General features: G+C 68.5%; 16 protein-coding genes. 9 read left to right on the top strand and 7 right to left on the bottom strand.

What is annotated here, in order from left to right:
- The first annotated feature begins 1,141 nt into the window (after positions 1-1,141).
- Positions 1,142-2,569: a peptidoglycan DD-metalloendopeptidase family protein gene (locus FBZ89_RS15170; protein ID WP_145750826.1), complete on the top strand. Its 1,428-nt coding sequence runs from the start codon at positions 1,142-1,144 to the stop codon at positions 2,567-2,569.
- A 218-nt stretch (positions 2,570-2,787) separates the two neighbouring features.
- On the opposite strand, the gene clpB is transcribed toward FBZ89_RS15170, so the two are convergent.
- Positions 2,788-5,430, bottom strand: coding sequence for an ATP-dependent chaperone ClpB (clpB, locus tag FBZ89_RS15175; RefSeq protein WP_145750827.1), 2,643 nt, complete (start codon positions 5,428-5,430; stop codon positions 2,788-2,790).
- Positions 5,431-5,666: 236 nt separating this feature from the next.
- On the opposite strand from clpB, the gene FBZ89_RS15180 reads away from it, so the two are divergent.
- Positions 5,667-6,434 carry an MOSC domain-containing protein gene (locus FBZ89_RS15180; RefSeq protein ID WP_145750828.1) on the top strand — a complete coding sequence of 256 codons (768 nt, stop codon included), beginning with the start codon at positions 5,667-5,669 and terminating at the stop codon, positions 6,432-6,434.
- Here FBZ89_RS15180 and maiA read toward each other — a convergent pair.
- Entirely contained in the window at positions 6,431-7,072 is a 642-nt protein-coding gene (gene maiA, locus FBZ89_RS15185) for a maleylacetoacetate isomerase (protein WP_145750829.1), read from the bottom strand. The two genes, FBZ89_RS15180 and maiA, sit on opposite strands and share 4 nt — an antisense overlap.
- A 209-nt stretch (positions 7,073-7,281) precedes the next feature.
- On the opposite strand from maiA, the gene FBZ89_RS15190 reads away from it, so the two are divergent.
- Complete coding sequence (locus tag FBZ89_RS15190; RefSeq protein ID WP_145750830.1) at positions 7,282-8,169, top strand: LysR family transcriptional regulator; 888 nt, start codon at positions 7,282-7,284, stop codon at positions 8,167-8,169.
- On the opposite strand, the gene FBZ89_RS15195 is transcribed toward FBZ89_RS15190, so the two are convergent.
- The 4 genes from FBZ89_RS15195 to FBZ89_RS15210 all read right to left on the bottom strand — a co-directional run bounded on the left by FBZ89_RS15195 (position 8,166) and on the right by FBZ89_RS15210 (position 13,004).
- Positions 8,166-8,576, bottom strand: a complete 411-nt coding sequence (locus tag FBZ89_RS15195) for an MmcQ/YjbR family DNA-binding protein (protein WP_145750831.1) — start codon at positions 8,574-8,576, stop codon at positions 8,166-8,168. The genes FBZ89_RS15190 and FBZ89_RS15195 overlap by 4 nt on opposite strands.
- Complete coding sequence (locus tag FBZ89_RS15200) at positions 8,573-9,880, bottom strand: M48 family metallopeptidase (RefSeq protein ID WP_145750832.1); 1,308 nt, start codon at positions 9,878-9,880, stop codon at positions 8,573-8,575. The genes FBZ89_RS15195 and FBZ89_RS15200 overlap by 4 nt, the downstream gene beginning before the upstream one ends.
- A 109-nt stretch (positions 9,881-9,989) precedes the next feature.
- Positions 9,990-10,337 carry an RNA-binding S4 domain-containing protein gene (locus FBZ89_RS15205; protein WP_145750833.1) on the bottom strand — a complete coding sequence of 116 codons (348 nt, stop codon included), beginning with the start codon at positions 10,335-10,337 and terminating at the stop codon, positions 9,990-9,992.
- 39 nt (positions 10,338-10,376) lie between these two features.
- A complete protein-coding gene (locus tag FBZ89_RS15210) occupies positions 10,377-13,004 on the bottom strand; it encodes a helicase-related protein (RefSeq protein WP_145750834.1) in 2,628 nt (875 codons plus the stop codon).
- A 264-nt stretch (positions 13,005-13,268) separates the two neighbouring features.
- Between FBZ89_RS15210 and FBZ89_RS15215 the strand changes: the two genes are divergently transcribed.
- The gene (locus tag FBZ89_RS15215) at positions 13,269-14,657 is read left to right on the top strand and encodes a DUF2125 domain-containing protein (protein WP_145750835.1); all 1,389 of its coding nucleotides are present in this window, start codon (positions 13,269-13,271) and stop codon (positions 14,655-14,657) included.
- 180 nt (positions 14,658-14,837) lie between these two features.
- Positions 14,838-15,848, top strand: a complete 1,011-nt coding sequence (locus FBZ89_RS15220; protein ID WP_145750836.1) for a hypothetical protein — start codon at positions 14,838-14,840, stop codon at positions 15,846-15,848.
- Here the strand turns inward: FBZ89_RS15220 and FBZ89_RS15225 are convergent.
- Positions 15,845-16,549: a protein-L-isoaspartate(D-aspartate) O-methyltransferase gene (locus FBZ89_RS15225; RefSeq protein ID WP_211115248.1), complete on the bottom strand. Its 705-nt coding sequence runs from the start codon at positions 16,547-16,549 to the stop codon at positions 15,845-15,847. The genes FBZ89_RS15220 and FBZ89_RS15225 overlap by 4 nt on opposite strands.
- A 188-nt stretch (positions 16,550-16,737) precedes the next feature.
- Here FBZ89_RS15225 and htpG point away from each other — a divergent pair, with 188 nt between their 5' ends.
- From htpG to FBZ89_RS15245, 4 genes are all read left to right on the top strand, one after another.
- On the top strand, positions 16,738-18,630 hold the full coding sequence (gene htpG / locus FBZ89_RS15230) for a molecular chaperone HtpG (RefSeq protein ID WP_145750837.1): 1,893 nt from the start codon (positions 16,738-16,740) through the stop codon (positions 18,628-18,630).
- A 351-nt stretch (positions 18,631-18,981) separates the two neighbouring features.
- Positions 18,982-20,940, top strand: coding sequence for a L,D-transpeptidase family protein (locus FBZ89_RS15235; RefSeq protein WP_145750838.1), 1,959 nt, complete (start codon positions 18,982-18,984; stop codon positions 20,938-20,940).
- A gap of 274 nt (positions 20,941-21,214) precedes the next feature.
- A complete protein-coding gene (mepK, locus tag FBZ89_RS15240) occupies positions 21,215-21,892 on the top strand; it encodes a peptidoglycan L,D-endopeptidase MepK (protein ID WP_246172244.1) in 678 nt (225 codons plus the stop codon).
- A 156-nt stretch (positions 21,893-22,048) separates the two neighbouring features.
- Positions 22,049-22,486: a hypothetical protein gene (locus tag FBZ89_RS15245; protein ID WP_246172246.1), complete on the top strand. Its 438-nt coding sequence runs from the start codon at positions 22,049-22,051 to the stop codon at positions 22,484-22,486.
- Positions 22,487-22,580: the final 94 nt, after the last annotated feature.

Genomic DNA, 22,580 nt, shown 5'->3' on the forward strand with positions numbered 1-22,580 from the left:
TCGACGGAAACCAACCTCAGTCGGCACCTCAAACCCAAGTCCGTTCCTGTTCCCCTCATCGCTGAAGGGACATTTTCAGAGCATGTTCTTAAGATGCGCTTCGATCGTTTCCATTGTGTGCCCGTACTGGACCCAGCATCGGAACCGCCGTCTGCGCATCCCTTCTCAAGACGTTCACTTGTTCAAGAACCCGTGGCCCAAACGCAAAAAGCGCCCAAGGCCACAACCCCGTCCTCGGCCGATCCCCGTAAGGACCAACCCATACCCGGACAGGAAGGGCAAATTCCGTGTCGTCCGACGACCCCATCGCTGGGGCTTCACCGCCTGGACCGCAACCACCTCAATCACCAGCGTCAACCGCCAGAACTCAGGGATCGCTTCGCCGTCGCGCCGTTCGTTGTCGCCCGCCGCGTCGGTGAACGGGGTTATAGTGACCCCAACCACCCCCTGTCTATAGGAATTTTGCAGTCACATGACGATTTTTACCGAACCAAGACCATCCCACCGGAGGCACCATCGTTACCGGCGCATATCCCCTATATATGCTCGTGCGCGCGCGTAATCAGGGTGTCCGGCCAGGCGCTTTGACCACCCCAGGCCTGCAGCAGGGACGGGGCGTCGATACCTTGCCCCAATTTCGCCACCACCGCCGGATAGGAGGCGGCCCGTCGGCGGTACCCAGCCTGCCCCCGCAGGCACGGACTCAAACGCCATCGTCTTTCAAGTCCTATTAACGTGTCGTACGTAGGATGTTCCCGTTGACAGTGGCAATCGCGTCACGCGAGGATTGGCCTAACCGGCGGCCAGGCTTTCCGCGCCTTTTGGCGGGTGAACCTAGGCCCATCGGACGAGAAGAAGCTGGGGCATTACGACCTGCCGGAATCCTCGGGGCGATGAACCGGATTTCGGCGTTTCCAGTCGTCAGTTCCTCTCCCTCGACATCGGCCCCATCACGCAAGGGTGGGACCGGTTGATGAGGATTTTCGTGGTGCGTCGGCACCATGGCCAAGGCCGTTCAACCGGGCGGCCCGTCGACACCGTGCCCGCGCCCTGGAAACAGGTGCCCGGGAAACAGCGCCCGATGGGGCCCCATGTAGCCTTTGAGGTTGAGGGTTTTGACGATGCGGTTTGATTTGGGGGAGTGGGGGCCTTGCTGAAGCGCATCGCCGTGACATCGGCCGTCGCCCTGACCCTGGGCGGCGTCGTTTCCCTGGCGTCCCTGGACGACACGGGCAGCGTGGCCGTCGCCCCGCAGGCGCTGCCCCCCGCCCCGCCATCGGATGTGGACCCCGACCTGGCCGCCGCCGCCGCCGCGGCACCCAAGGACCAGCAGGTTCCACAGCAGACCGCCGTTGCCGCCGCCGATCCGGCGCCGCAGGCCAGCAAGCCCCTGTCGGTCGACCCGGTGGAACGCCGCCACGTCAATGTCGGCCGGGGTGATACCCTGATGCAGGTGCTGATGGACGGCGGCGTGCCTGCCGACAGCGCCCAGAACGCCGTCAGCGCGCTGAGCGGCGTCTATGACGTGCGCCGCATGAAGGCGGGCCAGGGCATTACCGTGCTGTTCGACCACAGCGAGGGTGACAAGTTCATCGGCCTGGAATTCCAGCCGGCCGCCGAGCGCGCCGTGTCGGTGGCCTTCAATGGCGGGCGCTATCAGGCCCGCCAGGTGGACAAGCCGCTGGAGAAGAAGCTGATGGCCGCCCGCGGCCGCATCACCAGCAGCCTGTCGGAGGCGGCCAGCGCCGCCGGCGTGCCCTACCCCGTGCTGGACGCCTTCATCAAGCGCTACGCCTACGACGTCGATTTCCAGCGCGACCTGCAGCCGGGCGACACCTTCGAAATCCTGTTCGAGCGTTATTACACCGAGGACGGCCAGCCCGCCCGCGACGGCGAGATCCAGTTCGCCTCGCTGACCCTGTCGGGCAAGCAGAAGCCCATATACCGCTATCAGGCGGCCGGCGGCACCGCCGACTATTACAACGCCCTGGGCGAGAGCATCCGCCGCGCCATCCTGCGCACCCCCATCGATGGCGCCCGCGTCACCTCCGGCTATGGGATGCGCATGCACCCGGTGCTGGGCTACAGCAAGATGCACAAGGGCAAGGACTTCGGTGCCCCCGTGGGCACCCCCATCTACGCCGCCGGCGACGGCCTGGTGGAACAGGCGGGTCCCTTCAGCAGCTATGGCAACTACGTCAAGCTGCGCCACGGCAACCAGATGGAGACCGCCTACGGCCATATGAGCCGCATCGCCAAGGGCCTGCGCCCGGGCATGCGCGTGGCCCAGGGCGACGTGATCGGCTACGTCGGCGCCACCGGCCGCGCCACCGGCCCGCACCTGCACTTCGAAGTGCTGCGCGGCAACCAGCAGATCAATCCCGACAGCAAGGAAGCCAAGATCGAGGCCGGCCGCAAGCTGGACGGGAAGGATCTGAAGCAGTTCCAGACCGTCGTCGCCGAGGACCAGGACGCCTTCCGCGATCTGCAGGGTGGCAACGGCAGCACCTTGGTCGCCGCCAAGCCCGGCACCGGCCATGTGGTCCAGGCCGCCGTGAAGCGGCACTGATACGAAAAAAAGCCGGCTTCTCACGAGGTCGGCTTTTTTCATGCCCTCAAGCGCCGGGCGGCCACATCCGTGGCCTTGGCTTCCTCGCATTCCAGTACGCTTCGCTCCCCAGAATGCGGCGGCGGACGCGGTCGCGTCCTTGTCGCTTCGCTTCTGGAGACTTCCTGGAAAAGAAAAAGGGCCGGCCTCGGGAGAGATCGGCCCTTTCGCTTTACCGATCAGTGCACCGTGGGCGGCTGGCCCCAGAGGCTTTCGCCGGCCGGCGGCACCTTGATGGCCTCACCGTTCAGCACCAGACCCTCCGGCCCGGCGGAGACGGTGATGGTCTCCCCGTCGTTGATGCGGCCTTCCAGGATGCGGGTGGCCAAGGGGTTCTGCAGTTCCCGCTGGATCACCCGCTTCAGGGGCCGGGCGCCATAGGCCGGGTCGTAGCCGGCGTCGGCCAGCCAGCGCAGGGCCGCGTCGTCCAGTTCCAGCGTCATGTTGCGCTCCGCCAGCATGCGCCGCAGGCGGCCCAACTGAATGTTGACGATGCCGGCCATGTGCGGCCGCGACAGGCGGTTGAAGATCAGGATCTCATCCAGCCGGTTCAGGAACTCCGGCCGGAAGGAGCCCCGCACCACCTCCAGCACATGGGCATGCGCCGTGGCCACCGCCGCCGCGTCCGCCCCGTCGGCCAGCGAGGCCAAGGCCTCGGACCCCAGGTTGGACGTCATGATGATCAGCGTGTTGCGAAAATCCACCGTGCGGCCCTGGCCATCGGTCAGGCGACCGTCGTCCAGCACCTGCAGCAGCACGTTGAACACGTCGGGGTGGGCCTTCTCCACCTCGTCGAACAGCACGACCTGGTAGGGGCGGCGGCGCACCGCCTCGGTCAGGGCCCCGCCCTCCTCATAGCCGACATAGCCCGGAGGGGCGCCGATCATGCGGGCGACGGAGTGCTTCTCCATATATTCAGACATGTCGAGGCGGACCATGGCCGTCTCGTCATCGAACAGGAATTCGGCCAGGGCCTTGGTCAGCTCCGTCTTGCCCACGCCCGTGGGGCCCAGGAACAGAAAGCTGCCGATGGGGCGGTTGGGGTCCTGCAGGCCGGCGCGGGCGCGGCGCACGGCGTTGGACACGGCCACCACCGCCTCGTCCTGGCCCACCACCCGGCTGTGCAGCTTCTCCTCCATGCGCAGCAGCTTTTCCCGCTCGCCCGTCAGCATCTTGTCGACGGGAATGCCGGTCCACCGGCTGACCACGGCGGCGATGTCGCCGTCGCGCACCTCCTCGTTCAGCATGCGGTTGCCGCCGGCCTCCTCCGCCTCGCGCAGGCGGCGCTCCGTCTCCGGGATGACGCCGTAGGTCAATTCGCCCGCCCGCGCCCAGTTGCCGGTGCGCTGGGCGTTTTCCAGCTCCGCGCGGGCCTGTTCCAGCTGTTCCTTCAGCTTCTGGGCGCTGGACAGGGTGTCCTTCTCCGCCTGCCACTGGGCGGTGAGGTTGCCCGACTGTTCCTCCAGTTCGGCCAGCTCGGCCTCCAGCTTGACCAGCCGGTCCTTGGAGCCCTGGTCGGTCTCGCGCTTCAGCGCCTCGCGCTCGATCTTCAGGCGGATGATCTGGCGGTCCAGCTCATCGATCTGCTCGGGCTTGCTGTCCACCACCATGCGCAGCCGGCTGGCGGCCTCGTCCACCAGGTCGATGGCCTTATCGGGCAGGAAGCGGTCGGTGATGTAGCGGTTGGACAGGGTGGCGGCCGCCACGATGGCGCCGTCGGTGATGCGCACGCCGTGGTGCAGCTCATACTTCTCCTTCAGGCCACGCAGGATGGAGATGGTGTCCTCCACCGTCGGCTCGGCCACGAAGACGGGCTGGAAGCGACGGGCCAGGGCCGCGTCCTTCTCGATGTACTTGCGGTATTCGTCCAGGGTCGTGGCACCGACACAGTGCAGCTCGCCGCGCGCCAGCGCCGGCTTCAGCATGTTGGAGGCGTCCATGGCGCCGTCGGCCTTGCCGGCCCCCACCAGGGTGTGCAGCTCGTCCACGAAGACGATGACCTCACCCGCCGCCGCCTGGATTTCCTGCAGCACGGCCTTCAGCCGTTCCTCGAATTCACCCCGGAACTTGGCGCCGGCGACCAGGCCGGCCAGGTCCAGCGCCATCAGGCGCTTGTTCTTCAGGCCCTCCGGCACGTCGCCGTTGACAATGCGCAGGGCCAGCCCTTCCACGATGGCGGTCTTGCCCACGCCGGGCTCGCCGATCAGGACGGGGTTGTTCTTGGTGCGGCGGGCCAGCACCTGGATGGTGCGGCGGATTTCCTCGTCGCGGCCGATGACGGGGTCGAGCTTGCCGTCCCGCGCCGCCTGGGTCAGGTCGCGGGCGTATTTCTTGAGCGCGTCATAGCTCTGTTCCGCCGACGCGCTGTCGGCGGTGCGGCCCTTGCGCAGGGCGTTGATGGCCTGGTTCAGGGCCTGCGGCTTGGCGCCGGCCTCGGTCAGCACCTTGGCGGCCGTCGTGCCCTCGGCCATGGTCAGGGCCAGCAGCAGGCGCTCGGCCGTGACGAAGCTGTCGCCCGCCTTCTGGGCCAGTTGAAGGGCGCTGTCGAACACCTTGGCCAGCTCACGGCTGAGACTGATCTGCCCGGCGCCGGGGCCGGACACCACCGGCACCTTGGCCAGCGCCGCCTCCACGCCCGATAGGGCGCGGGCGGGATCGGCGCCGGAGGAACGCAACAGGTTGGCCGCCAGGCCTTCACTGTCGTCCAGCAGCACCTTCAGCAGGTGTTCAGGGTTGAGGGTCTGGTGGCCGCCGCGTAGCGCCAGCGTCTGCGCCGCCTGCACGAAGCCACGGCTGCGCTCTGTGAACTTCTCGAAGTCCATCGCAAAAAGCTCCTAGTGTCGGCCGGAGCGTCCGCCAGGCAGCCCGTTCCAGCCATGATCCACGACAATTGTGCGATCCGAAGGATGCACCAGCGATATGGGGCCTGATCCGGCCAGCCGCAAGCCCGATCCCGCCCCCGTCCCTATATCTACCCCCATCCCTACATCTAATTGTCGTCAACCTGTCCCCGACCGTTCGTTGACAAGCGGCTGGGGCGATCCCTTAGACTGGCGCCATGATGACGACCGTTTCCATCCTGCATTATTTCCCCGTCAAGGGGTTGTCCGCCCAAACCCTGGAGGCGGTCACGCTGACCCCCGGCCACGGCATGCCGCAGGACCGGCGCTTCGCCATCACCCACGGGGCCACCACCTTCGACGTTGTCAACCCCGCCTGGCGGCCCAAGAGCAACTTCCTGGCCCTGATGCGGGATGAGCGGCTGGCCACGCTGGACGCGCGTTATGATGCCGCCAACTGCACGCTGGTGCTGCTGCGCAATGGCAGGCAGGTGGCCAAGGGGCGCATCGACACCCCCACCGGCCGCCTGCTGATCGAGCAATTCCTGGCCGCCTACATGAAGGACGCGGCCGTGCCGCCGCCCTACAAGGTGATCGAGGCGCCGGGCCACATGTTCGGCGATATCGAGGAAAAGGCGGTGTCCCTGATCAACCTGGCCAGTTGCAAAGATTTGGAACGGGTGACCCAGGCACCGGTGGACCCGCGCCGCTTCCGCGGCAACCTGCTGCTCTCGGACCTTGCCCCCTGGGCGGAGGCGCAATGGGTGGGCAAGCGCCTGCGCGTGGGCGACGCGCTGCTGGAGGTGTTCAAAAACATCCGCCGCTGCGCCGCCACCGAGGTCAACCCGGTGACGGGCGAGCGCGACATGCCCGTGCTGAAGTCCCTGATGAACGGCTACGGCCACGTCAATTGCGGCGTCTACGCCCGCGTGATCGAGGGCGGAACGGTGCGGCCGGGCGACACCGTCACGGTGCTCGACGCCTAGCTGTGAGGCGCCCCCGGCTGGCGCAGCGGCGCCGCCTTGGCGAACGCGTCGATCTCCATGCAGGCGTTGAAAATCCGGTCGACGGTTGGATAGTCGGCCGGGAATATCTGGAAGCCCTGGGCCCCCGTCACATGGCTCATGAGGCACAGGTCCGCGATCGTGGGGCTGTCGCCATGGCAGAAGCGGCCGACGGCGGGGTCACCGGCCAGCCGGGCCTCCCCCTGCGCCAGGCCCTCGCGAAACCAATGCCGCACCCAATCGGTGTGGCCCACGCCGAAGGCGGCGGCCAGATGGCGCCGCACCCGGGGCACGATCAGAGGGTGATGGTCGGCCGCGAAGCTGAGCGCCAGCGCCCGGACCCGGGCCCTGTCGCGCGCGCCGACGGGCAGCAGCGGCGGGTCGGGATACAGCTCCTCCAGATATTCCAGGATCGCCAGCGATTGGGTCAGCGGCGGCCCGCCATCCACGAACAGCGCGGGCACGGCCGCCGCCGGATTGACGGCCAGGAAGGCCGGCGCGTTCTGCTCCCCGGCGTCGAGATCGATCATCGTCTCCTCGACCGCCAGGCCCTTGAGGTTCAGCGCCGCACGCACGCGGAAGGCGGCGGCGGAGCGCCAGAAGCCGTACATCTTGAACATGGGCCAAGGTTCCTTTCAGGTCGGCGGCTCAGGTCAACGGCGGGCACCATAGGCTTTCGCCGATGCCAAGCCGGCTTGGCCTTTGGCAAGGCGCGCTTGCGCCGGCGCAAATCCAGCGATGTTGCCCGGATCGCCGCAGCCGCCGTATTTTGCGCTGGCGCAAAGGTGCAGAGGATTTTGGCGGACAAGCTTGCACAGGAACAAGCCACATGGACTGGAACAGCTTCCGGCTGATCCTGGCGATCAGCCGGACGGGATCGTTGAAGGGCGCCGCCAAGACGCTGGGGCACGATCATTCGACCATCTTTCGCTGGCTGAACGCCCTTGAAGCGGCGTTCCAGGTGCAGTTGTTCGAGCGCAGCGCCGGCACCTACCGCCCAACGGACGCGGGGGAGCGCATGCTGCTGGCGGCCGAACGCATGGAGGAGGAGGCCCTGGCGCTGGACCGGAACATCACCGGCCGGGACGCCCGCCTGTCCGGAAACCTCAGGATCACCTGCTCGGAAAGCCTGGCCTACCGGCTGCTGAACGACCTGCTGGTGGAGTTCCGCGCCCGCCACGACGGGATCTCGATCGAACTGCTGGTCGATAACCGGCAACTGGACCTGCTGCGCCGGGAGGCGGACATCGCCATCCGCGCCACGCGGCCGGCGGAGGGCGATCTGTTCGGCCGGCGCCTCGCGGACACCGCCTGGGCCTTGTACGCCAGTCCGGCCTACCTGGCCGGCAGGCCCACCCCCGTGGCGCCGGGGTTCGCGGGGCACAGCTTCATCGGCTGGGACACGGGCGCCGCCACCGCCGCCGCGACCTGGCTCACCGACATGGTGCCGGGGACAGCCATCGTCTATCGCTCCAGCAGCCTCATCAACCAAATGATGGCGGTGAAGGCCGGGATCGGGATGGCCCTTCTGCCCTGCTATTTGGGGGACCCGGAAGCGGACCTGGCGCGCGTCGCCGGTCCCGAGGGGGCGTTGACGCGTGAGCTGTGGCTGATCACACATCGTGATCTGCGCAACACCGCGCGCGTCCGCGCCTTCTTCGAGGTCGTCGGCCAGGGCCTGGTGGCCCGCCGCGCCCTGCTGGAGGGCAAGGGCTAGGCGGTGGGTTCGCCGCCAGCGCCCCCGGTCGCGGCCTGGGTGTCCAGCCGCGCCGCCAGCTTCTTGGGCGCCACGGCCTGGTAGCTTTCCTTGATCCAGGCCCGCAGCAGGTCGAGCGGCACGTCCTCGCCCGCGCCGAATGTGGCGGTGATCCACCCCGCGCGCCCCAGGCCGTAGCCCGTGGGCGCGCAGTTGGCCATATCCAGCGCAAAGGGGGCGGAGCGGGGCAGCTTCACCGTCACGTGGCAGCCGGCCGCCCCGTCCCGGCCCAGAAAGACGAAGATCTTCTGCCGCACCTTCACCACCGTCTCCCCCCAGGGGTGATCCTCCCACGCCTCCGGATAGGTCAGGGCGTATGCCCGTAGACCGGCCAAGGGGGAGTCTGGGAGCGAAGAGGCGTCGGTCACGGCCTGGGCTCCGCCGGGGCCCGACCGGGCGTGGGCTCGGCGGCCGCCTCTGCCGGCAGGTTCTCCGCTTTCCAGCGCATGGCGCGCAGGATGCGGTTGTAGCCCGAGGGATGGTCGTAGAACACGATCTCCTCCCACTTTCCCGGCTGCAGCTTGCGGTATTCCGCCAACTTCAGCGCCGCGTTGGCGAAGCCGTCCGGCTCGCGCGCCAGGTTCAGGCCGAAGGCGTCGGCCTCGGCTTCCTGCGTGCGGATGATGGTGTTGAGCACCGGGGTCAGCACGAAGAAGTAGGCGGTGAACAGGATGACGACCAAGGGCAGGCCGGCCACGTCGCCCAAGCCGGTGATCCCCCAGCGCCCGCCCCGCGTCAGCCGGCCGAAGACACGGTCAACGAACAGATAGCCGAAGCACACGAGGATGGAGAGATAGAGCAGGATGACGAAGGCGTGATTCAGGACGTAATGCCCCATCTCATGCCCCATCACCGCCTTGATCTCCGCCAGGGTGCAGCGCTGCAGCAGCGTGTCGGTCAGGGAGATGCGGGTGGTGCCGAACAGGCCGCTGACATTGGCGCTGATCTTGTTGGACTGGCGTGAGGCGTTGAACTCATAGACGTCGGTGGCCGGCACCTCGTTGGACCGTGCCATGGACAACAGCGCCTCGCGCACCGGGCCGGGCTTCATCGGTTCGTATTTGTTGAACAGCGGCGCCACGAAGACCGGCGTCACCACCACCATGAGGGCCACCACCACCATGCCGAAGGCGCTGGCCCATATCCACCAGTTGCGGCCCAGGCGACGGACGATGGCATACAGCCCCCAGACGACCAGGGCGCCGATCAAGCTGGAAATGGCGAGCTGGATCATCTGGTCGCCGAACCAGTCGCCGAAGGCCTGGTTCATCAGGCCGTATTGCCGCTCACGGTACCAGTCGGCATACGCGACGTAGGGCAGGCTGAGGATATAGTCGATGACGGTGTAGGCGATGAAGAACACCGGCGTGGCGAAGCGGTCCAGGCGGGCCAGCCGATCCCGCAGGCGTCGCGCCAGGCCCCCGGCCAGGAATACGGCCGCCACGGCCAGCGACACCAGGAAGCGCCACAGCTGCAGCCAATAGCCGCCCTCGAAATAGGCGTTCGACTTGGCCCGCGCGTCGGCGGGCACCGTGTCCAGGTAAGCCTGCGTCGCCGCCAGCGGGTCGAACGCCGCCGCATGGGCCGCCACCGGGATCAGGCAGGCCCCCAGCGCCGTGCCTAAAATCCCCACGGCTACCGCCGCCCCCGTCCCTTTTCCCAACACCGTCATAACCAGCCCCGATCCTTGCGCGCCGCGCCCCCTGGGCGGCGCTTATCGGCACAGCGTAGAAGGACGGAGCCGGCCTGGATAGAACCAGTTCGCCTAAATCTTCCTAAATTTACAGGGCCTTGGGCAGGCGCGACTCCGGCGTGGGCGGGGCCAGGTCCTCATACAGCGCCTGGGCCTCGGGCGCCGGGCCGCGGCGGGTGCCCAGCGCCAGCACCTTGATGACGCGGATATGGTTGCCCAGGGGAAAGGTCAACACGTCGCCCGGCCGCACGGTGTGGTGCGCCTTGGTGATGGGGGTGCCACCGCAGCGGATGGCGCCGGAACCACACAGCTTGGCGGCCAGGCTGCGCGACTTCAGGAAGCGGGCGTACCACAGCCATTTGTCCAGCCGCAGCCGGCCCTCGGCCAGGTCGGCCGCATCCTCGTCATCCGGACCGGCGCCCTTCCCCTTAGCCATATCGCGCCGCCGCCTTTGCCATCACCACCATGCCCCCCATCAGGGCACCTCCACCAAGGTCCGCAGAATGCTGAAAGGATGGTCACCGGGCGGCGCGGGCTGGGGTGCCAGCGCCGCCTTCTTGCCAGGCTTGGGCGCCGCAGGCGCCGGGTCGGGCTTGGCCGCCGCGGGTGCCGGAGCAGGTTTAGGCCGCCGTCGCAGCCAGGGGGCCGGCTCCCCCTCCGCCTTGGGCTGCCCCAAACGGTAGCCCAGCGCGGACATCAGGGACGGCACCTCCGCCCGGGGTACGCCCAGGCTCAGCACCAAATCATCCACGGCGACCAGCGGCCCGGCCTTGGCCCGGCCTGCCAGGGATTTCTCCAGCCGGTCCACCATGTCGATGCGCAGGGCGCGGGATCCCAAGGGGACGTAGCCAATGGCAGCCAGGAAGTCCGGCGGCAGGTCGCCGACGGCCAAGGTCACGCGCCCGGGTGGCGGCACGGCCATGGGCGTGGCGTGCGCCACCGACCACAGCAGCCCGCGCAAGGCCACCGCGACAGGCCGCGTCAGCGCCGTCAGGAACACCTGGCTGAAGCCCAGGCGCAAGCCCAGGGCCGCCAGGCGCCGCCGATCCTCCTTCGTCAGGGTGGCGATCAGGGGCTCCAGCGCCGCGCGCGGCAGGCCACCCAGCGCCTCCGCCACCTGGAAGGCGATGCCCCGGCCGGCGCCGGAAAGCTCCCCACCCCGCGCCGCAGCGGCCAGCGCGGTGAGAGGCGACAGCACGCGGGCCACGTGCGCCTCCACCCAGCGGGCCAGTCGCGCCCGCACCGGTTCGCGCTGGCCGGTCTGCAGGAAATCGTCCCCCACCAGGCGCACCAGGGGGGCCAGCGGCGTGGGCCCCGGCGCCAGCACGCCGATGACGGCGCCATCCCAGCTCAGCTCCCCCCCGCCGTCCAGGGTGATGGCGGCGTCGGGTGCCGCCTCCAGCGCCCGCACCCGCTGGGCGATGACGTCGCCCAGGGCGCGGCGGGCAGCGGTGGTGATGGCCTTGGCGTCGGCCGCCGGCACGTCGGCATCCAACTGGAAGGCCACGCCGTGCAGCCGGCCCACCGGGTGGCCTTCCACCAGCACGCGGCCGTCGCGGTCCACCGCCCCCATCAGGTCGCGCCCATCGGCCAGGCGCTTCACCAGGCCGGCCGACCGCTTGTCGACGAAGCGCTGGGTCAGGCGCTCATGCAGGGCGTCGGACAACCGGTCCTCGATAGCGCGGGTGCGCTCCTGCCAATGCACCGCATCGTCCAGCCAGCCGGGGCGGTGGGAGATGTAGGTCCAGGTGCGGATATGGGCGATGCGCGACACCAGGGTGTCGATGTCGCCCTCCCCCCGGTCCAGGCGGGCCACCTGGGCCGCCACCCAGTCCAGCGGCAGGGTGCCGGCGGGTCCGTCGCGCAGATACTTGAAGATTTGGGACAAAAGGCGGGTATGGGCGTCGGACAGCACCTTGCGGAAGTCCGGAATCTGGCAGACCTCCCACAACAGGCGCACGGCCAGGGGATTGTTGGCCAGACGCATGAGGTCGGCGTCCTGCGCCAGGGCCTGCAAGGCCAGATGGTCGTCCGCTTCCCGCGCGCGGATCAGCACAGGCGACGGCGGCCGTTCCTCCAGCGCGCGCAGCAGGGCCTGGGGGCTGCGGAAATCCAGATCGACGTTGCGCCACATCAGGGTCTTCAACGTCTCGAACTTATGGTTCTCCACCGCGTCGATCAGTTCGGGATCCAGCGATGGCGCCTCATCCGTCGTGCCGAAGGTGCCATCGGTCAGGTGGCGGCCGGCACGGCCGGCGATCTGCGCCACCTCCGGCGCGCGCAGGCGGCGCGGTTGCTGGCCGTCGAACTTCGACAGGCGGGCGAAGGCCACATGGTCGACATCCATATTCAGGCCCATGCCGATGGCGTCGGTCGCCACCAGGTAATCCACCGCCCCTTCCTGATAGAGCTGCACCTGGGCGTTACGGGTGCGGGGGCTGAGGGCGCCCAGCACCACCGCCGTGCCGCCGCGCGTGCGGCGCAGCAGCTCCGCCAGGCCGTAGACGTCGGCGGCGGAGAAGGCCACCACGGCGGCGCGGGGCGGCAGCTTGGTCAGCTTCTTGTGCCCGCTGTAGGTCAGGCTGGAGAAGCGGGGCCGCGACACGAACTCCGCCTTGGGGATCAGCTTCTGCAGCAGCGGCTTGATGGTGTCGGAACCGAGGAACATCGTCTCCTCCGTCCCGCGCGCGTGCAGCAGGCGATCAGTGAAGATGTGCCCGCGCTCCGGATCGGCGGCCAGCTGGATCTCGTCCACCGCCAGGAACTGTGCCACATGGTCCAGCGGCATGGACTCGACGGTGCAGATCCAATAGCGGGCACCGGGGGGGATGATCTTTTCCTCCCCCGTCACCAGGGCCACCTGGCCCGCCCCCTTGGCCCTGACCACCTTGTCGTAGTTTTCCCGCGCCAGCAGGCGCAGGGGGAAGCCCATCATGCCGCTGGCGTGCGCCAGCATGCGTTCCATGGCCAGGTAGGTCTTGCCGGTGTTGGTCGGCCCCAGCACCGCCACCACCCGCCCGCCCGGCAAGGCGCCCACGCTGTCGGCGGCCCGCCGCGGAGCGGGCAGGGCGGAGGCTGGAGAGAGGCGGGGACGGTCGCTCATGACACTCAGTGTTGGGGCGGCGGCCCCCAAAAACAAGACGCCGTGTTTGGGGGGCCCACCCATGAACCCCACCGGACGGCGGCGGTTCCGAAGTGGACCCCGGTTCGGCCGCGGCCAAGTGGCCCTGGAAAAACCCCGCCCCCAATGCGGACATAATGCGGGGCCATCCTTATATAGGGTGCCGGGCCGACAGGCACGCCGCTTGATTCCGGCCAATACTCCCGTATCACCTAGGCGCAACACCGTTCCCTTGAAGGCCCGTCCATGCCCGTCCGCCCCCGTCTCGCCGCCCTGTCGCTGATCCCCCTGCTGCTGGGCACCTCTGCCCTGGCGGCGCCCGTGACGCAGGAAGGTGCGGACAAGCTGGCCCGGCTGGCAGAACAGCAGCTGACCAAACCCGCCAACCCGCACAAGGACGGCAGCCTGCGCCTGACCCTGAACGGCCACGCCAGCGCCACGCGCGAGGGGGATCATTACCGTCTGAACCTGCCGGGCGCGCAACTGCACTTGGGCGATGACAGCGTGTTGGACCTGGGCACCCTGGTGCTGGCGGTCACCCCCACGGCCGACGGCCACTGGGACGCCACCGGCGCCCTGCCCAGCCCCATGGGCGTGTTCGACGGCCAGGGCATGCGCATCGGCGAGGTACGCCTGGGCAGCCAGAGCCTGCACGCCCGCTGGACCCCCGACTTCCAGACGGTGGACCTGCTGGACGCCAAGGCGGGCGACATCCGTTTCATCCCCCGCCCCGGCCACGGCGCCGTGTCCATGGACGCCCTGACCGTGCGCTTCATGCCCGAGGACGAGGCGCGCGGGCGGTGGAGCGGCCCGCTGCGGATAGAGGTGAACAAGCTGGAAACCAGGACGCCGGAAGGTGCCGAGGAAACCCGGCTGCTGCGCGGCCTGCTGGCCATCGACGTCACGGATTTCAACATGGCCCAGGGCGCCTTGCTGCGCGTGGGCGGCGGCACGGATCAAGGGCCCGCCGGCGCCGTGCTGTCGCGCATGAAGGGCACCCTCAGCCTGGACGGCTATGCCAGCCACGACGACGAGGGCCATCCCTATTCCCTGAAGACCCTGAACGCCGCCGTCACCGCCGACAACATGGACGGCGACCATGGCGTGCTGTCGCTGGACTACAGCCACCGGGGCCTGGTCAAGCCGGCCGTCAACGGCCAGGCCGACCCCATCCCGGAAAAGGGCGACCTGCACCTGAAGATCACCGACCTGCCGGCGCGCACCCTGGCGGAAGCCGACTGGAACACACTGCCGCCGGACGCCAAGCACCGCAACCGCGCCATCAAGGACCGCACGCTGGCCGCCCTGGGCCAGGCCGGCAGCCACTTGACCATCGACAAGCTGGACTTTCAGGCGCCCGACGCGGCCCTGGTGGGCAACGCGGCCCTGGTGTTCGACGCCGCCAACCCGCGCGGCCTGACCGGCACCCTGTCGCTGCTGATGCGCGGCTTGGACCACCTGCCGGCCAACGGCGTGGGCAACGGCGCCATGCTGGGCTTCTTCGCCCTGCAGTCCATGGGCGCGCCGGAGAACCAGGGCCGCCGCTTCAGCCTGGATTTCCGCCCCGATGGCCATGTGAAGCTGAACGGCAGCGACGTCACCCTGCTGATGACCGGCCTGGCCAAGCTTCCCTGAAGGCCGCTCCCCAGGGTGCGGGGCCCGACCTGCCACTGACATAAAAAATACACTTCCCTTTCAGGGCGCCGCTTCCATAACTCCTGTCCAGCCCGAAGGGGGACAGGGGCCGGCCCGGGCAAAGCCCAGGGAAGGGCTGGGCAAGAGTCATGGAAGCGGCGCCCAAAAGAAAGAAACGAAGTGGCGGAAATCGATATTTCCATCGTCGTCGTGGCGGTGAGCTCGTTCCTGTTCGCGCTGGGCTGCGGGATTTTCTTCCATGACAACCCCGTCTGGAAGTGGATCGACATCGTCTACTATTCCCTCAGCGTCTTCGGCGTGATCCTGCTGTTCGTGTCGGAAGATCTGAACCGCGCCATGCTGCGCATCCAGGAGAAGGAGCGGGAGATTGAGCGGCACTGGGCCTCGGCCTTTCCCGGCGCCGGCACGGGCGTGCCCGCCATACCGGTGCTGCCCGCCTCCTCCCCCGATCATTGGCGGGCAAGCTACGAGGCGCTGAAGGCGGAGCAGGATTTGGGCGAACTGTGCCGCCAGGCGCCCAGCCTGGACTGCGCCCCCCACACCAGCCACGCCAGCTTCATCAAGCGCGACTTCCAGCAGTTCGACCCCGGCACCATGGCGGTTCCCGCCGACCGCGCGCGCAAGGAGGAAGACTTCTGCCAGCGCGCCTATCAGCTGGTGGACCATCTGGCGCTGAACAGCGGTGTGGGCACGGACGACTATGCCCTGGTGAAGCAGCGGCTGCTGGCGATGGAGCGCAACGAGGCCTCCGCCCTGGAAACCGCCGCGCTGGCGGAGGCGATCGGCACCAGCCACGACCGCATCCTGTCCGCCGTGCCGACGGAAAAGTACGCCGCTATGGAAAAGCTGCTGGGCACCGAAGGGGAATTCGCGGAGGAGCTGTTCACCCTGCTGTCCTTCTGCGCCACCCGCCCAGCCGACGCCATCGCCAAGCAGCGGCATATCGACCTGCTGCAGTCGATCCAGGAAACCCGCCACCAGACCCCACCGGAGGTGCAGCAGGCCATCCGTGAGGCGGAGCAGATGGCCTCGGCCAGCCTGCCGCAACGGGTGTCGCGCTTCATTCGCCTGAACCTGTGGCCCTTCATCCTGACGCTGGCCCTGGCCGGCAAGTTCGGCAAGGCGGTGTCCGGCTTCGGCGGCCTGCGGCGCCTGCGCGTCGCGCCCTAACCCTCAACCATAGGCACGAAGGCGACCGCCAGCAGTGGCCGCTCCCGCACTTGGCCGTCCCGTCCCTTTTCCACCAGGCACAATTGCTGCGCACCCCCTGCCGGCCCCACCGGCAGCAGCAGGCGCCCGCCCGGCCGCAGTTGGTCCACCAATGCCGGCGGCACGCTGGGCGCGGCGCAGGCGGCCAGGATGGCATCGAACGGCGCCGCGTCCGGCCAGCCGCCATGGCCGTCCCCCACGCGCAGGGTGACGTTCCTGATCCCCAGGGCCGCCAGCCGGCCCTCCGCATCCCGCGCCAGGTCGGCGATGACTTCCAGCCCGAAGACCGTGGCGCCCAGGTGGGCCAGCAGCGCTGTCTGGTAGCCGGAGCCGACCCCGACCTCCAGCACCCGGTTGCCGGGCTGGACATCCAGCAGCTCCGTCATCAAGGCCACCAGGGAGGGCTGGGACAGGGTCTGGCCCGCCCCCAGGGGCAGCACCTGGTCATGATAGGCGTAAGGGGCCTGGTCCGCCGGGGTGAACAGCTCGCGCGGCGTGGCCAACAGGGCGGCGGCCACGCGCGGGCTCAAGGCCGGCAGGCCCAAGGGCCGGTCCAGACGCATGCGCCGGGCGATGGCGGCCACCAGGGCCTCGCGCTCATCCTGGCGGGCCGCCAGGCCCACCGCCGCGCCGCCGGCACCGGACTTTCCGAACCATGCCATCACCCTACCCCCGTAGCGGTCATGCCGGAATCAGGCCCTGCCCCAACGGAGGGGCTTGCGTCCGTCGCGCCCGCCCCTCATATCGGGGCGCGACGGCCGGCCCATCCATGGGCGGCGCGTCGGAGCCAGGTTCACCAATTCGGCGGCGCCACGATCGGGCCGCCCAGAAAAGAGGACGGAACACGCCCATGAGTGAGGAAAAACTCAGCTTCCAGGCCGAAGTTTCCCGGCTGCTGGATATCGTCGCGCATTCGCTCTATTCGGAAAAGGAGGTCTTCCTGCGGGAGCTGATCTCCAACGCCTCGGACGCCTGCGACAAGCTGCGCTACGCCTCCCTGACCCAGCCGGACCTGACGGCCGGGGACGCCAACTTCCGCATCACCCTGACGCCGGACACGGCCGCCCGCACCCTGACCATCGCCGACAACGGCATCGGCATGAACCGGGACGACCTGGTGGAAAACCTGGGCACCATCGCCCGCTCCGGCACCGCCAACTTCATGGCCGCCCTCTCCCAGAAGGCCGAGGCCAAGAAGGAGGGCGAGAAGGACGTGTCGCTGATCGGCCAGTTCGGTGTGGGCTTCTATTCCGCCTTCATGGTGGCGGGCGAGGTCGAGGTCTATTCGCGCAAGGCCGGTGAAACCCAGGGCTGGCGCTGGACCTCGGACGGCAAGGGCTCGTTCACCGTGGGCGAGAGCGACGACGCCCCGGCGCGCGGCAGCCGCATCGTGCTGCACCTGCGCGACGGCGAGGACGACTACCTGCAGACCTACCGCCTGCAGAGCATCGTCAAGAAGTACAGCGACCACATCAGCATCCCCGTGCTGGTGGGCGACGACGAGAAGCCGGCCAACGCCGCCTCCGCCCTGTGGACCCGGCCCAAGAGCGAGATCACGGCCGAGCAGTACAAGGAATTCTACCATCACGTCGGCCACGCCTTCGACGATCCCTGGCTGACCCTGCATTGGCGGGCGGAAGGCGTGCTGGAATACACCAACCTGCTGTTCATCCCCGAGGCCAAGCCCTTCGACCTGTTCGAGCCGGAGCGTAAGCACCGGGTGAAGCTGTACGTCCGCCGCGTCTTCATCACCGAGGGCCCGGAAGGCTTGATCCCGGCCTACCTGCGCTTCCTGCGCGGCGTGGTGGACAGTGAGGACCTGCCGCTGAACGTCAGCCGCGAGATGCTGCAGCACAACCCCATGCTGGCCAAGATGCGCACCGGCATCGCCAAGCGCGTGCTGGGCGACCTGGCCCGCAAGGCCGACGATGCCGACTCCAAGGCCGACTACGCCCGCTTCTGGGAGAACTTCGGCGCCGTGCTGAAGGAAGGCCTGTATGAGGAGCGGGAGCAGCGCGACACCCTGCTGAAGCTGCTGCGCGCCCACAGCACCCACGGCGATGAGTTGGTCAGCCTGGAAGACTATGTCGGCCGCATGAAGCCGGGCCAGGACGCCATCTACTACATCACCGGCGAGGACAAGGCGGCATTGGCCCGCAGCCCGCACCTGGAAGGCTTCCGCGCCAAAGGTGTCGAGGTGCTGTTCCTGACCGACGCGGTGGACGAGTTCTGGCTGCAATCCGTCACGCAGTACAAGGACCACGCCTTCAAGTCCGTCACCCGCGGCGGCGCCGACTTGGCCAACGTCACGGCCGAGGACAAGGCCGAGGAGACGCCCAAGGCGCCGGAGGACAGCGTGGCCGACCTGGTGGCGCTGGCCAAGCTGACCCTGGGCGACGCGGTCAAGGACGTGCGCACCTCTGAACGCCTGCGCGAAAGTGCCGTCTGCCTGGTGGCGGACGAAGGCGACATGGACATTCACCTGGAACGCATGCTGAAGGCCCACCGCCGCCTGGACGAGGCGTCCAAGCGCATCCTGGAGGTCAACCCCGGCCACCCGCTGATCCGCCGCCTGGCGGACCTGGCCAAGGCCAACGGCGCCGGCGGCGCCCAGGGTGAGGCCTTGGCGGATGCCGCCTGGCTGCTGCTGGACCAGGCGCGAATCCTGGAGGGTGAGCCCCTGCCGGATCCGGTGGCCTTCGGCCGCCGCCTGGCCATGTTCGTGGAGAAGGGCCTGGCCTAAAAGGCCAGTCGCCTCATTTATTTACCTTCTGTTCATGCCCCGCCCGGGAAACCGGCGCGGGGCATGGCGTTTTTGCAACGCCCGGCGGGTGTCAGGGACGCCGCGCACCGCATCGAACGGTTTCGCCCTTTTCTTGCCGCTAACTGCTGGCATAGTCCGCAACCGATCGGACGATACGGCTGTTACCGTTGTCAGGTCGACATGCGGCTGCACAGGGGGGCACCCTTGCCGTCGTTGACATGGGTTTCCCCCGGGGGCGTCCCCGGGGTCCAAGGGCGTGAGCCAGGCGGGGTTTGCATGGGGTTATCGAGGGGGGCGTTCGCCCCGAATGATCGGAATGGGCTGCCGGCCGTGAAGCGGGGCGGCAAGGCCTCCACCGCCATGCTGCTGGCCACCGTGCTGTTCATGCTGCCGCTGGGCATCCAGGCCGGCGCCCAGGCGCGCGACCTGGCGGACCTGATGAAGGACCGCTTCCCCGTGACGCAGGGCGAGGCGACGCCGGACGACAGCGACCAGACCGTGCTGGCGCGGTTCTACCGCGGCCGGGGGTTGAAGCCCCTGTGGGTGGAGCATGGCGAGGCCAACGCCGCCGCCCGCGCCGTCCTGACCGTCCTGGGCCATGCCGACGAGGATGGGCTGAACCCCAACGACTACGCCCCCGCCAGCCTGCCGGCGCAGCAGGGCCATCTGGACAGCCCCGAGGCGCAGGCCGCGTTCGAAACCAACCTGACCCTGGGCCTGGTGCACTATGCCAGCGACGTCTCGGTGGGCCGCATCATCCCCACCCTGGCCGACCCGGAACTGGTCATCGACCGGCCGCCCTTCGACCGGGCGCAGTTCCTGGGCAATGTCGCCTCCGCCACGGACCTGGGCGCCCTGTTGACTGGCCTCGCGCCGCACCGGCCGGAATACGCCGCGCTGAAGGCGGCACTGGCCCACTATCGCCAGATGAAGGCCGCCGGCGGCTGGCCCACCATCCCGCCGGCGCCCAAGGCGCCGCCGCCACCGCCGGCCGATCCCGCCAACCCCGCGGCGCCCGCGCCCAAGCCGGAAAAGACCAGCGATGCGCTGAAGCCCGGCATGATCGACCCGCGCGTGCCGGCCCTGCGCGCCCGCCTGGTGGCCACGGGCGAGGCCAAGCCCCTGCCCAACCCGCTGCCCAAGGGCACCAATCCGGAACTGTACGACGACGCCCTGGCCACGGCGGTGAAGGAATTCCAGCGCCGCCAGGGGCAGGAACCCGACGGCGCCATCGGCAAGCGCACCCTGGTGGAACTGAACGCCACGGTGGACCAGCGCATCAACCAGATCATCGTCAACATGGAACGCTGGCGGTGGGAGCGGGAGCCGGCGGACCAGCCCTACCTGGTGGTCAACCTGGCCGACTACACCCTGTCGCTGATGCGTGGCATGGACGTGCAGATGACCATGCGCGTGGTGGTGGGGGCCCCCTTCACCCGCACGCCCGTGTTCATCGGCAACATGAGCTATATGGAGCTGAACCCCTACTGGTACGTGCCGACCAAGATCGCCAAGGAAGAGATTCTGCCCAAGCAGAAGAAGGACCACAGCTACGTCGTCAAAAACCACTACACCCTGCTGTCGGACTGGACGTCCAACGCGGTGCCGGTGGACCCCAGCAGCATCAACTGGGCGACCGTGACGGAACGCAACTTCCATTGGCGGGTGCGACAGGACGCGGGCAACGACAATTCGCTGGGCCGCATCAAGTTCATGTTCCCCAACAAGTTCGACATCTACCTGCACGACACGCCGTCCAAGCGGCTGTTCGAACGGGCGGTGCGGTCCTTCAGCCATGGCTGCATCCGGGTGCAGGACCCGCCCAATCTGGCCCTGGCCATCCTGGCGCTGACCGACACGCCGGGCTGGCCGGAGGAGAAGCTGCGGGCCGAGATCGGCGGCGACAGCCTGAAGCACCAGACGATTCGCCTGAAGAATCGCCTGCCGGTGCACATCACCTACATCACGACCGTGACCGACCCGGACGGCGGCATCGACTTCCGCACCGACGTCTATGGCCGCGACGCCCGCGTGCTGGCGGCCCTGAACGGCCCCCGCCCGCGCAAGCCGGTGGTGCCCGCCGCCGTGCCGGCGGCCGCGCCGACGCCGGGCAGCGCGCCCAACGCCGCGCCGAACACCGTGCCGGCCGCGTCCGGCGACGCGCCGAAAGCGCCTGAGACTCCAAAGCCTTCGGTCCCGGGGGTGCGTACGGGCGCGACGGCCGCCCCGGCCACGGCGCCGGTGCCGGCGGCAGCCCCCACGCCGGCGAATGCCAACCCAACCCGCTGACGGATGGGGGCGCCCGCCCAATTGTGACCGTTTCGGAAGCGGTTGCAAAGGCGGGCGCCCAAGCCGCCGCCCGGTAGCGGTCATACGTTCATCAAATTTTTGCCTCATTTGGGGCTTGCTTATTCACACCCCGTTGTCACAGACTGCAGCCCTGCTCTGCTGGTGACGCGGGGCTGTGGCAAGACAGATGGGGACATCCGGAATGGACGAACGGCACGCCGCGGCGCGTTTGCTTACTATTGCCTGCGACGCCCCCAGTGCCTCTGACGCGTCCTTGGTTGCCTCTTCCACTCCCGCCCCGACCCGGCGTGGCCTGCTCGCCGGCTTCGCCAAGCTGGCCACCGGCGCCGCCCTGGTGGGGGGCGTCGCCTCGCCCCTGCCGGCGCTGGCCAAAGCCGCCACCAAGCACCATAGCGGCGCCAGCCACGGCCACAGCGCCGCCCACGGCAACCTGATGCACGGCGATTGGTCCAACGCCCGCGCCGCCACCCGGCCCCTGTCGGACAACCGCCGCGTCCTGGCCTTCAACCACCTGCACACCGGCGAGAAGCTGAAGGTCACGTACTGGGCCGATGGCAAGTACCTGCCGACCGCCCTGCACGACGTGAATTCCATCCTGCGCGACTGGCGGACCAACCAGACCATCGCCATGGACCCCAAGCTGCTGGACCTGATGTTCCAGATGCAGCACCGCCTGCGCACCAACGAGACCATCCAGGTCATCTGCGGCTATCGCTGCCCCAAGACCAACGCCATGCTGGCGGCCAACTCCGAAGGGGTGGCCAGCCACAGCATGCACATGGAAGGCAAGGCCATCGACCTGGACCTGGCCAGCAAGCCCCTGGCCCGCATCCGCCAGGTGGCGGTGGAGCTGAAGCAGGGCGGCGTCGGTTACTATCCCAAGTCCAACTTCGTCCACGTCGATACCGGCCGCGTCCGCCAGTGGGCGTGATGGCTCGGGGCGTGATGGCTCGGGGCGTGAAGGCCTGGGGGCGTGATGGCGGGAGCGTAACGCACAACCCATGGGTCTAAGGACGGGGTTGTTCCCCTGTTTGCCGGCATGAGACAAACACTCCTCGCAATACGTTGAGGGGGGGAAATCAAAAACATGCGCATGCGCCCGGTGGCACTGGCCGCCCTGATCATCGCCACCGCATCCACCGCCACCGCGCAGACCGCGCCAGCCCCCTTCACCGGCCGCGACCTCAGCGGCACGTACGCCTGCACAGGCGTGGACGGGCATGAGGGCGCCTACACCTCCACCGTGACGCTGGAGATGGACAGGGCGCAGTCTCACGGGAAACGGGCCGGCTATCATTTCAAGATGGAGGTGCCAAATTACGGCACCTATCGCGGCGTCGCCACCGCCGACGGCGACGCCCTGGCCATCACCTTCGCGCACGAGGATCCGGCCACCCAGGACTACGGCACCGGCATCGCCACCGTGGGCCTGACCAAGGACGGCAAGGTGCGGTTCGACAAGTTCTATTACGAGGAAGCCTACAAGGGCGGGAACACCGGCACGGAAAGCTGCGTGCGCAATTGAGATCCCCCGATAAGCGAACAGGCCCCGGATCGGTCGATCCGGGGCCTGTCGCGTTTCATCGCATGCTGTCTTGCTATCGGCCGGATTTGAAATC

Source organism: Nitrospirillum amazonense, assembly GCF_007828045.1.
GTDB classification, from domain to species: Bacteria; Pseudomonadota; Alphaproteobacteria; order Azospirillales; family Azospirillaceae; genus Nitrospirillum; species Nitrospirillum amazonense_C.